General features: G+C 36.1%; 14 protein-coding genes. 3 read left to right on the top strand and 11 right to left on the bottom strand.

Translation table 11 applies throughout. The features are described 5' to 3' along the window. Window positions 1-19: 19 nt before the first annotated feature. The gene (locus FEDK69T_RS09820) at window positions 20-835 is read left to right on the top strand and encodes a lysophospholipid acyltransferase family protein (protein WP_023574012.1); all 816 of its coding nucleotides are present in this window, start codon (window positions 20-22) and stop codon (window positions 833-835) included. Between the two features lie 50 nt (window positions 836-885). Here the strand turns inward: FEDK69T_RS09820 and FEDK69T_RS09815 are convergent, their stop codons facing one another. From FEDK69T_RS09815 to FEDK69T_RS09770, 10 genes are all read right to left on the bottom strand, one after another. Then, window positions 886-1,722, bottom strand: a complete 837-nt coding sequence (locus FEDK69T_RS09815; RefSeq protein WP_023574011.1) for a GIN domain-containing protein — start codon at window positions 1,720-1,722, stop codon at window positions 886-888. A 48-nt stretch (window positions 1,723-1,770) separates the two neighbouring features. Next, window positions 1,771-2,625 carry an OmpA family protein gene (locus FEDK69T_RS09810; protein ID WP_023574010.1) on the bottom strand — a complete coding sequence of 285 codons (855 nt, stop codon included), beginning with the start codon at window positions 2,623-2,625 and terminating at the stop codon, window positions 1,771-1,773. Window positions 2,626-2,710: 85 nt separating this feature from the next. Then, the gene (locus tag FEDK69T_RS09805; RefSeq protein ID WP_023574009.1) at window positions 2,711-4,954 is read right to left on the bottom strand and encodes a M1 family metallopeptidase; all 2,244 of its coding nucleotides are present in this window, start codon (window positions 4,952-4,954) and stop codon (window positions 2,711-2,713) included. A gap of 158 nt (window positions 4,955-5,112) precedes the next feature. After that, on the bottom strand, window positions 5,113-6,513 hold the full coding sequence (locus FEDK69T_RS09800) for an alpha/beta hydrolase family protein (protein ID WP_023574008.1): 1,401 nt from the start codon (window positions 6,511-6,513) through the stop codon (window positions 5,113-5,115). Window positions 6,514-6,643: 130 nt separating this feature from the next. Continuing rightward, the gene (locus tag FEDK69T_RS09795) at window positions 6,644-7,384 is read right to left on the bottom strand and encodes a head GIN domain-containing protein (protein ID WP_023574007.1); all 741 of its coding nucleotides are present in this window, start codon (window positions 7,382-7,384) and stop codon (window positions 6,644-6,646) included. A gap of 40 nt (window positions 7,385-7,424) precedes the next feature. Further along, on the bottom strand, window positions 7,425-8,492 hold the full coding sequence (locus FEDK69T_RS15495; protein ID WP_023574006.1) for a M23 family metallopeptidase: 1,068 nt from the start codon (window positions 8,490-8,492) through the stop codon (window positions 7,425-7,427). A 7-nt stretch (window positions 8,493-8,499) separates the two neighbouring features. Then, entirely contained in the window at window positions 8,500-10,227 is a 1,728-nt protein-coding gene (locus FEDK69T_RS09785) for a PspC domain-containing protein (RefSeq protein ID WP_023574005.1), read from the bottom strand. Between the two features lie 5 nt (window positions 10,228-10,232). Continuing rightward, complete coding sequence (locus FEDK69T_RS09780; protein ID WP_023574004.1) at window positions 10,233-10,562, bottom strand: PadR family transcriptional regulator; 330 nt, start codon at window positions 10,560-10,562, stop codon at window positions 10,233-10,235. A gap of 107 nt (window positions 10,563-10,669) precedes the next feature. Then, on the bottom strand, window positions 10,670-11,122 hold the full coding sequence (locus tag FEDK69T_RS09775; protein WP_023574003.1) for a DUF4870 domain-containing protein: 453 nt from the start codon (window positions 11,120-11,122) through the stop codon (window positions 10,670-10,672). 175 nt (window positions 11,123-11,297) lie between these two features. Beyond that, the gene (locus FEDK69T_RS09770) at window positions 11,298-11,747 is read right to left on the bottom strand and encodes a hypothetical protein (RefSeq protein WP_023574002.1); all 450 of its coding nucleotides are present in this window, start codon (window positions 11,745-11,747) and stop codon (window positions 11,298-11,300) included. Between the two features lie 175 nt (window positions 11,748-11,922). On the opposite strand from FEDK69T_RS09770, the gene FEDK69T_RS09765 reads away from it, so the two are divergent. Together FEDK69T_RS09765 and FEDK69T_RS09760 are read left to right on the top strand one after the other, a co-directional pair. Beyond that, a complete protein-coding gene (locus FEDK69T_RS09765) occupies window positions 11,923-12,375 on the top strand; it encodes a DUF4442 domain-containing protein (protein WP_023574001.1) in 453 nt (150 codons plus the stop codon). Between the two features lie 81 nt (window positions 12,376-12,456). Next, window positions 12,457-13,362, top strand: coding sequence for a TIGR01777 family oxidoreductase (locus FEDK69T_RS09760; RefSeq protein ID WP_023574000.1), 906 nt, complete (start codon window positions 12,457-12,459; stop codon window positions 13,360-13,362). A 63-nt stretch (window positions 13,363-13,425) separates the two neighbouring features. Here FEDK69T_RS09760 and FEDK69T_RS09755 read toward each other — a convergent pair whose 3' ends face one another. Further along, entirely contained in the window at window positions 13,426-14,673 is a 1,248-nt protein-coding gene (locus FEDK69T_RS09755) for a LamG-like jellyroll fold domain-containing protein (RefSeq protein ID WP_023573999.1), read from the bottom strand. Between the last annotated feature and the right edge of the window lie 368 nt (window positions 14,674-15,041).

Here is a 15,041-nt window from a genome sequence, read left to right as displayed (position 1 = left end):
AATTAATGTAAGATATTTTATGGGATTGTTCAAAAGAAATCCTTTCGGTCACATACTTTTTATCAAAAAATGGTTAATACGTGTTTTCGGCGCATTAACACACAGGCGCTTTCGTGGTTTCAACGAATTACACATTGAAGGTTCTGAAATCATAAAAGAGCTGCCTGATAGGAATGTACTTTTTATTTCAAATCATCAGACTTATTTTGCGGATGTCGTGGCTATGTTTCACGTTTTTAATGCCAGTTTAAAGGGAAGACATGACAATATCAAGAACATAGGGTATTTATGGAATCCGAAGCTTAACATTTATTATGTGGCGGCCAAAGAAACCATGGAGTCGGGATTATTACCAAGGATTTTATCTTATGTTGGAGCCATTACTGTTGAAAGAACTTGGAGGGCAGGAGGTAAGGATGTAGCTGAAAACGAGAAAAAAGAAGTGAATCCGAACGATACCGAAAATATAAAAATTGCGTTGGATGACGGCTGGGTAATTACTTTTCCCCAAGGAACGACAAAATCGTTCAAGCCGGTACGAAAAGGTACAGCGCATATCATAAAGCAACATAAACCTATTGTGGTTCCGATTGTGATTGACGGTTTTCGTCGTTCATTTGATCGTAAAGGCTTGCTATTGAAGAAAAAAGGAATTCTGCAATCGTTTATCGTTAAAGAACCTCTGCAGATTGATTATGACAATGAAAGCATTGATGAAATAGTTGAAAAAATTGAATATGCCATTGAACAGCATCCTTCATTCCTGAAAGTGATTCCGACGGAAACAATCGAAGAAATGAAAGAATTAGACCGACAGCGACAATGGAATTATTAAAATAAAAAAACACCTGCAAAAGCAGGTGTTTTTTTATTTCTTAAGGATGATTATTGAACCTGTTTCTTGTATAAGGTTGCATTGTCGGTAAAATTAATCATATTCACTTTTGGCGTGCCGTACAATTGGATTTCCGATTTTCCGGTTGCTGAAATGCTGATATTTTTAATGGCGTTTACATTGGCAGTTGTGTACGATTCGGCAGTTAATTCCATATCAGACGCTGCTAGTTTTTTTGCTGTAAGAGTAGAGTTGTTATCCAAACGGATTTTTGCCTTAGCAGCTTCTCCTTCTACGTTGGCAGAGGTTTTCTGATAAAGATCTAATTTTAAATTCTGAGCATTCACCAATGCTTTTAATTCAGCATTTTTGCTAAGTTCTAAAGTAGCCGATTCGGATTTTAAATTTAACTCAGCTTTCGATTTGTCGTTCATCAGCAAAGTAAAATGATTCGATTTTACATTTAAATACGATTTCGAATAATCATAATTTTTTACGGTAATCTCTTTTAACTGCAAATCGGCAAGCGAATTTAATTGAGCTTCCTGTTTAACGGTAATTAATTTCAGATTGTCTGTATACGTTACACGGACGCTGAATTTTTTGGCTCCGGTAACTTCTTTAGAAGAACTCAAACGAAGCGCATTTCCAACCATTTCATATTTTAAAGCATCATGAAGATTGTCGTCGGCTTCAATTTCAATTCCTTGTTTTTCACCTTTAATGATGAAGATTTCAAGATTGTCTTCAATTTCCAGGCTTTCAAAAGGTTCAACTTCTTTTTGGGTTACTGTTACTATTTTAGAGCCTTTAATTTTTTCCTTTTTTTGGGCGAAAGATACTGATGTAAGTGCTAGTACAATTAGTAGGAAGTAAAGTTTTTTCATAAGGTCACAATCTTTGGTTTTCACAAATATAATATAAAAACTATGCTATTATTTATCTATAATTAAAATTTCTACTCTTCTGTTCATTAAAGCCTGATAACCATTTTTTTCCGGGATATTATATTTTGGTTTAGAAGATCCGTAACCTATATATTGTAGTCTTTCTTCTGAAATTCCCTGTTGAATCAAATAATTTTTAACAGCTTTTGCCCGTCTTGAAGACAATTTAAAATCATCTCTTGGAACACAGCATATATGTCCGATAATAATAATTTTTATGTTAGTTTTTTCATGTAATAAAGACACCCATTTTAATAGATTACGCTTTCCATTAGGTAATAAAATATCTGAATCAAATTGAAATTCAATTCCCTCTAAGGAAAACAAAGTTGCCTTTGGTGTTAGTTCTGTAATTTTATTTAGGCTTAATTTTTTAGATAATTTTAATTCATCAAAACTGGTTATTTTCAACGTGTCAATTTTTTTTGAAACGGTAAAATCATTAATGATAAATTCCTCTGAATCAAATTGGTGTTCTTTAATATAATAGATAGTGACTTTCCTGTCAAATGCATTGTCTAGTAATTCTGACTCTTTTTCACCTAAACCTATAGTTTTAAAATCTTCTCTATATTTTATTTGATTATCAATAGCTTTTATCAAAAAATCTACTCTTTTTAAAGATAAAATTTTATTTGATTGAGTAGTTCCTTTTTTATCCGTTGAACCAATAATAGAAAGTATTTTAGAATTTTTATTTGAATTTATCCAGTTATTCAAATTATTTATTTGTTCATTTTCTAATTCGGCTTTATTATTTTCAAAATAAAACGAAACGCTTTCCTGTGAGAACATGACTTGTGAAAAGAAGCCGGAAATCAGAAAAAACAGGATTTTCTGCATATAAAGTTTTTTTTACAAAATAAATAAAAAAAACATCAGTGATTACTGATGTTTTTTATTGTTTTGTTCCTAAAGAGAAACCGGATTATTTATCACGGGTAAAATCGAAATTCTGTTCTCCGACTTTTAAATTGAAACCTGATTTTGCTTCATTGAACTGAACTATAACCCCAGCCTGTTCAAATGTGAATCTGTCTTTTCCTTTGTTTTCCAATGGTGCTGAAGGCCGTCCTTCTGAATTAATAATCAAATCACCGTCTTCTTGGGTAAATTTGATTTTAATGGGGATTTGCTTGCTCGAGAAATTCCCTGTGTAAGCAGTTAGATCAGCTGGTTTTTCAATACCGTTTTTGGCTAAGGTCCATGTGTTGTTTTCTTCATTGATGTCCGGCATGTTATTTTCAGGATCAATTGTGATGCTTTCCAATTCTTCTGTTGAATTGTGTTTGAAAGTCCACTCCACATTTCGTTGCCAAATATCAACTGGTAAATTCACTCTTGTTACGGCGCCGCTTTTCGTTTTGATGTCCATAGTTACCGGCATTGGCATTTTTTCAAGATTAGCAATGGTGATCAAAGCGCCTTGCTTAGCGTCATTTTTAACGTATTTTACTTTTGTGATGGCCTGATCAAGCTGCCAGTTGTTGATGAACCAGCTTCTCCAGAACCAGCTTAAATCTTCCCCGGCTACATTTTCAATGGTTCGGAAAAAGTCATCCGGCATCGGGTGTTTGAAAGCCCAACGTTCAACATAAGTTCGGAACGCATAGTCAAATCGTTCTTTGCCTAACATTTCGCGCAGCATATTTAATCCTTCACCCGGTTTTTCATAGGCAAGTAATCCTAAACGAGCTTCTTTTAAATTATCCGGGGCACTCATTATGGGTTCGATGGCCGGGTCTGTTAACTCATGTGCTCCATGGTGCATGTTTTCTTTTTCCTGTTTGTATTCCCCGTTGTTGAAATCCTGTGAACTGATTCCGTTAATGAACGTGTTGAAACCTTCATCCATCCAGGCAAATAAACGTTCGTTAGAACCTACAATCATTGGGAACCAGCAATGTCCGAATTCATGATCGGTTACGCCCCACAAGTCTTCTCCTTTTGATTTGTAATGACAAAACACAATTCCAGGATATTCCATTCCGCCTACATTTGCTGCCACATTCACTGCTGCCGGATAAGGATATTCGAACCATCTTTTGGAGTAATTTTCTATAGAAGTTTTGGTGTATTCTGTAGCTCTGCCCCAAGCTTGGTTTCCATTGCTTTCTGCAGGGTATGCACCAATGGCTAACGATTTTTTCCCGCTTGGTAAATTGATTCTTGCCGCATCAATAATGAAAGCCGCAGATGAAGCCCATGATACATCACGGGAATTTTTCATTTTAAATTTCCAGGTTAAAGTCGACTTTCCTGAAGGGCGTGAAGACGGATTGGTAACTTCTTCTTCAGAACGGATGATTACCGTTTTCTCGCTTTGTTTGGCTTGATCCCAGCGTTTTAGTTGTTCTGCAGTATATACTTCTTTCGGGTTTTGCAATTCACCTGAAGAAACTACAATATGGTTCGCCGGAGCTGTGATGGCAACATCAAAATCACCATACTCCAAATAGAACTCTCCAGCACCTAAATACGGATGTGTATCCCAGCCGCGAACATCATCATAAACACACATTCTCGGATACCACTGCGCCATGGCGAATATTTTTCCGTTTTTGGTATCTAAAACTCCCATTCGGTCTGAACCTTCGATAGGGGAGATGAAAGAGAAATCAATTTTAATTTTTACACTTCCTCCATTGGCGTTTAGTTCGTGAGGAAGAATAACCTGCATTCGGGTATCCGTAATGCTGTACTTAACTTCTTTTTCAACCGTTTTTCCGTTTTGGATGCTGACTACCGAAACGGATTTTATTTTATGGCCTCCGTCGAAAACCTGGCCTCTGGCTCCGTTTCTGCTTCCTTTAACCGGGATGACGGCATTTCCACGGGAATCTTTTTTAAACAGATTCTGGTCCAGATGCATCCATAAAAAGCCCATTTTGTCCGGACTGTTGTTGGTGTAAGTCAAAATTTCCGAACCGGTGATTTCGCTTGTCTGTTCATTTAGGGTTGCTGTTAAGTTGTAATCTGCTCTGTTTTGCCAGTATTTTGCTCCGGGCTGACCGCTTGCAGAGCGCGTATCTGTTCCGTTTTTTGTGTAAAAATTATTGCCGAAAGCTTCGTTGTAATTGTATTTTGAAGTTTTGGTATCCTGTGCGTTTGCAACAAAACATCCTAAAAAAAGGAAGCTTATCGAAAATGCTTTTAATACATTTTTTTTCATAGGTGTTTATGTTTTTTTTCAGAGTTTATTTCTGGTTGTAATTTTAAATTTAAGTAAATTCTTTAATAATTAAGGATTTTTTTAAAAGCGTTACCTTAAAATTTTTTATTCTTCTTAAAGCTTATTTGTTGTGGTATCCGCTTTTTTCTTTTCATTAATTATTTTACCTGAGCAGCAATCCATTTGGACATTTCTTCTAAAACCAAAGGCGAAATCGTTTGTTCAATTTCTGTATATTCCTGAATGGAACAGGTTTTGCATTCCTGAAACAAATGATTTAGTTTCGGAAATTCAATCGTGGTAACTTTTTTATTACCACCTTTTTCCAAAGCAGATTTAATGGCTGCTAAATTTACTTTTGCCGGTACCTGAATATCTTTTTCACCATTGAGTACAAGAACAGGACATTTAACCTTTGGCAGTATTAGTGAGGGGTTGTATTTTATAAAATACTGCATCCATGGAGTTGAAATTCCTTCAACCAATAGTTGAGTGTATTCCTCAGTTGACATGCTTTCCGGTTTGTCGGAAACGGTAATTACTTGTAAAGCTGTTTTATAGTAATTGGCTAAATCCGATTTTAAACTTTCAGTTGCGGCTGCTTGTTTTATGATTTCATAGGCTCCTTTGCTAATTTTCAAATCTTGCGCGATGGATTCTTCAGGACTTCCCGCATTTCTGCTTATCAGTTCTTCCTGTAGTAAAAGAAGTTCATCTCCCGGAATTCCGGTTCCTGCCAGAAGTACTATATAATTTATTTCTTTTGAATTTGCTGCCACCATGGGTGCTATGATTCCGCCTTCACTATGACCAATTAAACCGATTTTCTTTTTATTGATTTCTTTTCTTGTTTGTAAATAGGCAACGGCTGCTTTTACATCGGAAGCAAAATCTAGGGTAGTGGCCGTTTTGAAATCGCCTTTTGATCCGTGGGAACCTCTGTCGTCATAACGTAAAACTGCAATTCCGTTTTTTGTTAAATAGTCAGATAAAACAAGGAAAGGTTTGTGCCCGGCTAATTCTTCGTTTCGATTTTGCGGACCGCTGCCACTGATTAGTATGGCTACCGGAAAACGCCCTTCTTTTTTTGGCAATGTTAACGTACCAGAAAACTGAATATTTTCTTTTTCGTTTACAAAAGTGACCTCTTCTGAATAGTAAGGATAAGGAGTTTTTGGTTCCTGAGGCCTAACCGCGGCTTTTTTTTCAATTTCATTCCGCGATAAGTTTAACGGCAACGAATTCGGACCTTGTTTGAATATTCCTGAGATAGTGTTATTTTTTTTAAGTGTTCCCGTGTATTCGATTTTGTGTGAAGCAAGCACCACTTTTAAAACTGAATTTTCAAAAGTAGCAGCACTCATTGGCATTCCTTTACTGTTTTGATCTGGGCTGTCCATCGTGGCGGAATAACCGTTTTCCGTTTTTGTTATATTAAATGAAATTCGCAACTGCATGCCCGGAATTTCTAGTGCTCCATGCCATGGCCCGGTAATTTCCTGGCTAAACGTATTTATGGAAGTTAGGATTGTGATTAGTACAATTAATGTTTTTTTCATTTTTTTATTTTTTTTTTTTGATTTTGATTTTGATTGTAAAAGTAGGTTATTTCGTAAGTTTTTTTTCGTTCTGCTAAAAAAAGAGGCTTTATTATCAGCCTCTTTTTTTTTATTTTATCATTCTATTCTTTTATTTTTCACTGACACTTCCTCCTGAAGTGCTTTCTTTTCGAAGTTGCTGAGGTACTTTTGTATAGTTAATGGAACTGCCGCTGGAAGCTTTTGCATCCAATAAAACTATAGGAGCCACTGTTATTGAACTTCCACTGGTGGATTGTGCATCAATTTCGTTAGCCATCAGATTTCCTGCTTTAATGGAACTTCCACTGGATGAATGAGCGTAGGCTTTTAACGCTTTTCCTTTTAGGTTTAATTCACTGCCGCTTGTTGATTCGCAGGTAATGGTGTCGGATTCGATATCAACGTTTATTTCACTGCCGCTGCTGCTTTTTATTTTGATAGCATCTCCTTTTAAAGTGTTCAGTGATTTTAAAGTGGAACCTCCGTTACTTTCCAGACTTACAATAACCGGCATCTGAACAATGATTTTTTTTGAATTTACGTTTTTGTAACGGTTGTATTCCGAATCGATTTTCAAAACACCGTTTTCAACCGTTGTCGTAATCCCTTCATGTAAGTTGTCATCGGCTTCTACAATGACTGCGAATTTATCTGATTGTTGAATTTCGCAGTCCAGGCCATCGGATACGGTAACCTTGTTAAAACCGCTGAGGTTTCGAACTTCCTTGGTAACATTTCCGCTACCGGTTATATTGTTTCCCAAACCAATATTTGAATGGCAGGAACCAAATAGTACGGCAAGCACTGTTGCTATAACTATTTTTGTAATGTGAAAAACTAATTTTGTCATAACTGTTCGTTTTTTTTCCCAATAGCTATCGGGTGATGATTTATTTACTTTGAATTATATCCCCGGTATTAACCGATCCTTTTTTAATGTCTTTTTTGGCTGAACCAAGAAAAACGGAATAATCATTGAAGTAGGAAGGAAGTCCTTCGGAATCATGATTGATATTATTTCTCATTTCAAAGTGCAAATGCGGAAAAAATGAACTTCCTGAAGTTCCTATCTTTCCGATTTTTTGTCCTTTCTTAATTTTGCTTCCGACTTTCAGCCCGGCAGAACTCTGATGTTTCAGATGACCGTACATGCTGTACACGTTTTCACCATGTTTGATTACGACATAGTTTCCGTAAAGTGCCAGCGGATTGGTTTTTAAACTTGGAACATCGAAAGTTTTGTCGTCTTTCTGATTGTTTTCCAATGCTATGATTTCGCCATCGGCAACCGCGAGTACATCATTTCCGAATCCGTACCAGTCAGCATTATTTTCTCCTTTTCCATTGTATTGTTTTCCATCGGAATTTAAAACCACAAAGTCATAGGCATAGCGCATGAAATTTCCATTAAAGCCTAATTCCTTAATGAAGCTGAATTCATAATCAAATCGTCTGTGGTGCGAATTGAAATCATGTCCGTCATAAACCAGTAATTTTGATTTTAATGGCAGGATGAAATCAACCGGTTGCTGATAATCTGTCGGAACCACAGTTTCTTTGATTTCAATAGAATTGTTGAAAGTGAAAGTGTATTCCAGTTTTTGTGTCAGCGGATTAACTTCGTGAAAAGGATTGAATATCAGGCTCTGTGAAACACCATTCCACGTTTTATTGGGAATGGTGTTTATGCTTGGAGCCGTACCGTTATTGTCTAAGAACTTTTGTTGGATCAACTGGTTGTTTTTGTCTAAAAGACGAACTTCCAGTTTGGTCAATTGCATTGTGTCTTTTGAACTGTTGCTGATGATGAAATCGAAATTGAGAGCGTTTTTGCCGTCTGTTTTTTCAATTATCGGATGTTCAGGTTTATGTTCAATTTTAATATTCTGTGCATTCGAAAAACAAGTTGTGATTCCAAATATGATAGCTAAAAAATGCTTGATTGATGATGGTTTCATTTTTCAGTTATTTTTTCTTCACAACCACTCCGCTTTCATCTACTGTTAAGTCACCGGATTTTTTAGTTTCAGTTCGTATTATTTCCTTGCCGCCAACTTTAATGCTAACTGTTTTAATGGTGTCCTGATCTTTTTCGGATATATTCAGTACTTCATCTTCTGAATCTACGTCTTCATCTTCCGGACAGTTCAAGCATTTTAATTCGCCGTCTGTTACTTTATAATTGTAGCCTTCAGGTCCGTAGTAGTAATCAAAATCAGCATTATCTCCATCTAAATATTTTGAAACGCTTTCTTCAGGCGCATAAACGATACCGTTCGGCAAGTATAAATATACTTCAACTTTTTGATCTCTTTTTTTATTTTTTATATCCGACAGTAAATAATTATCTAAAATTAACTGATTTCCAACGATTTTGAAATTGTATTTGATTTTTTCTGCTCTTTTGTTGGCTTCCGCGAATGATTTCCCGCTTGCAATTTTTTCAACCTGAATGTAAGGGAAGGTTTTGTCCGTTTTTTTCAGGTGAAGGCTTACATTGTTCGAGTAAATCATTTCATTTCCGGCAGAATCCTGTTCGATTTTTAAATCATATTTGTCGTCAACATTTTTTGAAAAGAAATCGTTGTTGACAAAACGTACTTTTAATGTATCTGTATTGGCAACCTGAATGTCGGCTTTCTGAACCACTTTTCCGTCAAAAGCCTGCTGGCCAGCTTCTCTGATTCCGATTGTGATTAAGAATCCTGTTGCGATTAACCAGATAGCTAATAAACTGTATTTAGTGATGCTTCCTATTGATTTTAAGTTGTTGATTAATAATTTCAATCCTAAAATAATAAGGAAGAAAAGCGGAATACCAACTACTGATAATAATAACAAGCCTTGGATCCAGTACGGTGTTTCGATACCTAACGGCGTATCGATGTGTTCAAGAACCGCATTGTTCGGTAGAGAAGAGGAGAATATCATAACTACAGAGGCAATGATAATTCCGATTAACGCACATCCGGATACGATTAAGATAAATGCACCGATTAGTTTTGCGATCACTTTAAAGATAGTCATGAAAACATCTTCTATTGATGTGGCTACTTTAGAGGCTCCGTCTCTTGCTCCGTCGGCAATTTTTTTATGGTCGATATTGCTGATGGTATCAGAGATTTCGCCAAACCCTTCCTTTACTTTTTTCTCGATATTAGAAATGGTTATTGGCTGTCCGGTCATTTCCAGTTTTTCGGCTGTTGTTTTAGCTTCAGGTACTAAAATCCAGAAGAGTAGGTATGGGATAATTCCAATTCCCCAAGTGAAAAGCAAGAGAACCATAATGATGCGCAACCAAAGCGGATCTACTCCGAAATAGTGACCCATACCGGCCAATACCCCACCCAGCATTCCTTTTTCCTTGTCACGGTATAATTTTTTAGAACGGCCAGGAGCAGTATAAGCGTATGTAGTTTGCGTAGTTTCGTCTTCAATACGGTAATCTTCCGGTTGTCCCATTACAGCTATAACCTGATCGATTTCGGTTAACGATACAACCTGTTTGTCATTTGAAAGCTTTTCGGATAACAATTCAGCAATCCTGCTTTCGATGTCGTTCATGATCTCGTCTCTTCCGTCAGGGGACAGGGAGCGTTTTATAGCATCAAAGTAGCGACTTAATTTTTGATAGGCGTCTTCATCAATATGAAAAGAAAAACCTCCTAAATTTATACTTACTGTTTTGTTCATGACTCTTAGTTTTGGCTGGTTATTGTGTTAACGGCGCCCGCTAATTCAGTCCAGGTTCCGCTTAATTCTTTTAAAAAATCTTTTCCTTCATCGGTTAAACCGTAATATTTTCTGGGAGGCCCCGAAGTGGATTCTTCCCAACGATAGCTCAGTAAGCCGTCGTTTTTTAATCGTGTAAGCAGCGGATATACGGTTCCTTCAACTACTAACAGCTTTGCGTTTTTCAGTGTGTCTAAGATTTCGGAGGTGTAGGCATCTTTTTCTTTTAGGACCGATAGGATGCAGAACTCTAAAACCCCTTTGCGCATCTGAGCTTTGGTGTTTTCAATGTTCATAGAATTTCTTTTTTTGTGATTAAACTGTTCATTTTTTGATTGATGATGATTGATGATGATTTTTTCCGCTTCGCTCCAAACAATTCGGTTGCGCCTCGGGTGATGATTTATCTTAAGAAGGAGATACTCATCGGATAACGATAATTTTCTCCGTTACTGGCTTTTACTGCGGCATATATAATAAGGAAGAACTCTACTACTTTTAGTGTACAGAACACAACCAGTGCCGTTGCGGCTACTGTAAGTAATCCAGAGTCGTTTCCTGAAAACAGTTGCTCGAATTCAAAATTTCCTGCTTCCAATTGATCGAATGTAATAGTGTTAAATAAGGCAAATAAAAAACTTGGGATTGCTACTACTGCTAATAATAAGGAGTACAATAACATGCTCAGTTGGAAGTTTAAGGTCTGTTTTCCGTTGTAATCCACAAATTCCGATTTGTCTTTTCTGAAAGCCCAGATTATAATAGGGAAGAAGTAATTTCCAAGCGGAATAAAATACTGTGTCAGCGTACTTAAGTGTACCAAGGTTGCTGTGTTTTTTTCGGTTACGGTTGTCATGATAATTGTTCGTTTTTGATTGATGATTGATGATGAATTTACTTTTTTATAATACTATAGATAGTCTATTAATTTCTTATACAAAGATAAGTCTAAAAGAAGATACCTTGTAATACATAGTACATAAAGTTAACGTTTTTTTAACATTTTTTAATTTTGAGTATTTGTAAGGTTATTACTTCTTGGGTTTTTCTAAAGCTATTGGCTGAATGTAATTTACAACAGGGCTTTCAATAATCTGATTGTCTTGTAGTATAATGTCCTCCATTGTTTTTTCATTGTCGAGTGGATAAAAATCTGATGAGAGGTTTGCCAGATAATCTTCAGTTGTTTCTTCAAATGGAATTGTATTCTCGATGATTTGATTGTTTTCAGCTATGATTTCCGTAATGGTTTTTTCATAAGTTGGAATTTCAATAGTTGTTGGTTCAATACCCACCGGATTTCCAGCCTTATTACTATTTCTTTCTGTTACATCGTTACCCTGAACGTGACCTTCTACATTTTCGTTTGATTGCACTATTTGAGTCAAACCGTCATTATTATGAGATTGCTGACCCAATGCCGAAATAACATTCGTAAACGTTATTAAAGCGATTCCTAAATAAATGATTGATTTTTTCATGATGATTGATTTTTTTAATAATACTTTGGATAGTCTATTAATTTCTTATACAAAGATAAGGCTAAAAGCAGATACCTTGCAATACAAAGTACTCTAAATTAACAAAATTTTAACAATGTAAAATTTACTATGAGTGCCTACTATTTTTTGTATATTAGCCTAAAATCAAAGTGTTATGGAGTTTACGCCCTTAAAATTGAATACTTTTTTGTTTTTTAAATTGCCTTCCGCATTTTGGTGCGGCGTTCGTGCAAAACATATTTCTCCTGAAAAGTGTGTGGCTTCTGTTAAGTTCAGATGGTTCAATCAAAACCCTTTTAATTCCATGTATTTTGCCGTGCAGGCCATGGCAGCAGAACTAACGACAGGAGCTTTGGTAATGTATCAGATTAAAAAAAGCGAAAAGAATATCTCCATGTTGGTCGCAAATAACAAGGGGAACTTCACTAAAAAAGCCAAAGGGCGCATCACATTTACCTGTAATCAGGGAAATTTAATAGCCGAAGCAATTCAGAGGGCAATCGCAACAGGAGAGGGGCAGACCTTTTGGATGAAATCTGTAGGCATTGACGAAATGGGTGACCAGGTTTCCGAAATGGATTTTGAATGGAGTATCAAACTCAAGTAAATTCTGAATAAAAGTTAAACCTACCTTAATTAACATTTATTTTTATCTTTAGCCTATTAAATTTGTAATAAAAAGCTGAGAATGAAAGTTTTGGTAACAGGGGCGACAGGGTTGATCGGAAAGGAGTTGGTTTCGTTGCTCTTGCAAAACGGCATAGTCATTCACTATTTAACTACTTCAGCTAAAAAAATAGAAAGCGAGCCTAATTATCACGGTTTTTTTTGGGATCCGCAAAAAGGGGTAATCGATGAGAATTGTCTTTTAGGTGTGGATGCAATCATACATCTGGCAGGCGCTAGCATAGCAAAACGCTGGACGGATTCGTATAAACAGGAGATCATCGAAAGCCGTATCCTGACTGCCAATTTACTTTATAACGTGCTTAAAAATAATCCCAATCAGGTTAAGCAGATTGTGTCTGCTTCTGCAATTGGCATTTATCCGAGCAGTCTGACCGAATTATATACTGAAGAAAACAACAACATAAGCCCAACCTTTTTAGGGAGTGTCGTTGAAAAATGGGAAAAGGAATTAGAAAAGTTCCGCCGTTTAAATATTACAGTTTGTAAACTCAGAATCGGTTTGGTATTAGCGAATGAAGGTGGGGCTTTGCCTCAAATGGCAAAACCTATTAAATCCGGAATGGGGGCTGCGTTCGGGACTGGGAAACAAATGCAGTCCTGGATTCATATCCACGATTTGGTTGCCATGTTCCTGTATGCTATCCGAAATAGCTGGAGTGGTGTTTATAATGCAGTGGCTCCGCATCCGGTAACCAATTCGGAACTTGTTAAAGCTATAGCCGAGGCATTGGATAAAGACATTATTATGCCGAATGTACCTCAAATTCTGATGAAATTAGTGCTGGGCGAAATGAATATACTGCTTTATGAAAGTCAGAATGTAAGCTCGCAAAAAGCTTTGAATGCTGGGTTTCAGTACAAATTCAAAATTCTTGAAAAAGCACTCGATAATTTATTTGTGTAGATGACTTATAGATATAAAACAAAAAGCACCGTTATCTCGGTGCTTTTTGTTTTTTAAAAGGTATTATTTTTTGATAAGTTTAAAAGTTGCGAATTCGCCGGAACTTGTTTCGATTGTTGCAAAGTAGATTCCTGTACTTTCATTAACATCCAATGTAAATTCAGAAGTATTGCTGAAATTTCTACTCATCACGGTTTGTCCTGTTATTGTTTTTACGGAAACAGTTATTTTTTCTTCCGTTGAAGGTAACTGGAATGAGAATAAACCTGATGAAGGGTTAGGGTAAAGACTAATTTGTTTTCCGAAGTCGAATGAATCCGTTGCTAAGGTAATTTGTGTACATGTTGAAACAGTTTTGCATCCGTTTTTTGTAATTTCAACTGCATAATTTCCTGGTGTTGCCGGAGTGAATGATTGACCGGTTTGACCTGGAATAACTGAATTTCCATTGATGCAGTCCAACCATTGGTAAGTTGTGCCGGATATCATGTTTTCAGCTGATGTTAACGTACCATTGTTAGCTGTAACGGAAGTATTGATTGAATTCAGAGTGAGCGATGCTCCAGCAGTAAAGTTTGAAGAGCTTCCTGTAAGGGCAAAATTGGTTAAAGTTCCGCTGTTTGTGTTTGTAGAATAATCTTCAATAGTTGTGATTGATGTGTTTGCTCCGTTGGGCAAACCATTATTGAACTTATAATAAGCAGTTAAATTCGGTTGAGGAGAACAGAATTCTATATCTTTATTGCCTGCGATTTCGGTTGCAGTTCTGGCAACATTCCAAACGCGTACTTCATCGATGCTTCCATTGAAAAAAGTTACACCATCCACTCGATTTCCAATTCTTAGTTTTACGGTAGATCCAGTGTTAACTGATATTGCTGGATTTCCGGCAGTATCTAGATTTCCGTCGACATAAAGACTGATTTTTGATGCCGCGGATGGATCATAAACAACCGCTACATGATGCCATGCCCCATTGTTAACCGGAATGGTTCCGTTTACTGATGAGCCGTTTATTTCAAGACGAATAGCATTATTGTTTAAAATGTTAAATGTAAAGCGGGATCCGCTGGAATTTGTTCCCCAATCAGTAATAATTTGCTGTATACCACCGGCGCTGGGATTTGCATTGGCAGTAGTTTTAATCCAAGCCTCAACTGTTCGAGCACTACTGCCACTTATACCGGAATAGTTTGTTTGGACAAAATCATTAATTCCATCTAAGTTTATACTGTTTTGGGCTCTTAGATTTTCATTTGAAAAGAATGTTAATGTGGCAATAAATAATGCAGGAAGTAATTTTTTCTTCATATTCGTAAGTTATTATTGTTAATACTTATTAAATATTTTTATTTTAGGTTAATTACTTGTCGAATAACTGATGTAAATATATTGCTTATTTACTTCCCTGAATTGTGCAGTTTTTCTTAAAAATAACAAAAAGGCTTTTTTTAAGAAGCTTTTACAAAAAAGTGTCTTTTTATAGGTAACATTCACAAAATTGTTTTTTGCTGTTTTTTTAAAAGTAGCTTTTTACCTATATTTTTAAAATAAAATTTACGAAATGAATGAATTCTGGGAGTTAAATCTTTAAAAACATTATAAAGCAGATAATTGGAATTAGTTGTAAATGCCGTTGACAATTTTATTGATAAGATAAAAATAAAAAGCACCGGAGT

This window comes from Flavobacterium enshiense DK69 (assembly GCF_000498495.1).
GTDB lineage: Bacteria > Bacteroidota > Bacteroidia > Flavobacteriales > Flavobacteriaceae > Flavobacterium > Flavobacterium enshiense.
Note: the sequence above shows the minus strand (reverse complement) of the source record. Positions and strands in the feature narration are given on the sequence as shown.

What these genes read in the sequence shown, in the direction of transcription:
- FEDK69T_RS09820 (WP_023574012.1), top strand. Translation starts at nt 20, where the DNA reads ATGGGATTGTTCAAAAGAAATCCTTTCGGTCACATACTTTTTATCAAA.
- FEDK69T_RS09815 (WP_023574011.1), bottom strand. Translation starts at nt 1,722, where the DNA reads ATGAAAAAACTTTACTTCCTACTAATTGTACTAGCACTTACATCAGTA.
- FEDK69T_RS09810 (WP_023574010.1), bottom strand. Translation starts at nt 2,625, where the DNA reads ATGCAGAAAATCCTGTTTTTTCTGATTTCCGGCTTCTTTTCACAAGTC.
- FEDK69T_RS09805 (WP_023574009.1), bottom strand. Translation starts at nt 4,954, where the DNA reads ATGAAAAAAAATGTATTAAAAGCATTTTCGATAAGCTTCCTTTTTTTA.
- FEDK69T_RS09800 (WP_023574008.1), bottom strand. Translation starts at nt 6,513, where the DNA reads ATGAAAAAAACATTAATTGTACTAATCACAATCCTAACTTCCATAAAT.
- FEDK69T_RS09795 (WP_023574007.1), bottom strand. Translation starts at nt 7,384, where the DNA reads ATGACAAAATTAGTTTTTCACATTACAAAAATAGTTATAGCAACAGTG.
- FEDK69T_RS15495 (WP_023574006.1), bottom strand. Translation starts at nt 8,492, where the DNA reads ATGAAACCATCATCAATCAAGCATTTTTTAGCTATCATATTTGGAATC.
- FEDK69T_RS09785 (WP_023574005.1), bottom strand. Translation starts at nt 10,227, where the DNA reads ATGAACAAAACAGTAAGTATAAATTTAGGAGGTTTTTCTTTTCATATT.
- FEDK69T_RS09780 (WP_023574004.1), bottom strand. Translation starts at nt 10,562, where the DNA reads ATGAACATTGAAAACACCAAAGCTCAGATGCGCAAAGGGGTTTTAGAG.
- FEDK69T_RS09775 (WP_023574003.1), bottom strand. Translation starts at nt 11,122, where the DNA reads ATGACAACCGTAACCGAAAAAAACACAGCAACCTTGGTACACTTAAGT.
- FEDK69T_RS09770 (WP_023574002.1), bottom strand. Translation starts at nt 11,747, where the DNA reads ATGAAAAAATCAATCATTTATTTAGGAATCGCTTTAATAACGTTTACG.
- FEDK69T_RS09765 (WP_023574001.1), top strand. Translation starts at nt 11,923, where the DNA reads ATGGAGTTTACGCCCTTAAAATTGAATACTTTTTTGTTTTTTAAATTG.
- FEDK69T_RS09760 (WP_023574000.1), top strand. Translation starts at nt 12,457, where the DNA reads ATGAAAGTTTTGGTAACAGGGGCGACAGGGTTGATCGGAAAGGAGTTG.
- FEDK69T_RS09755 (WP_023573999.1), bottom strand. Translation starts at nt 14,673, where the DNA reads ATGAAGAAAAAATTACTTCCTGCATTATTTATTGCCACATTAACATTC.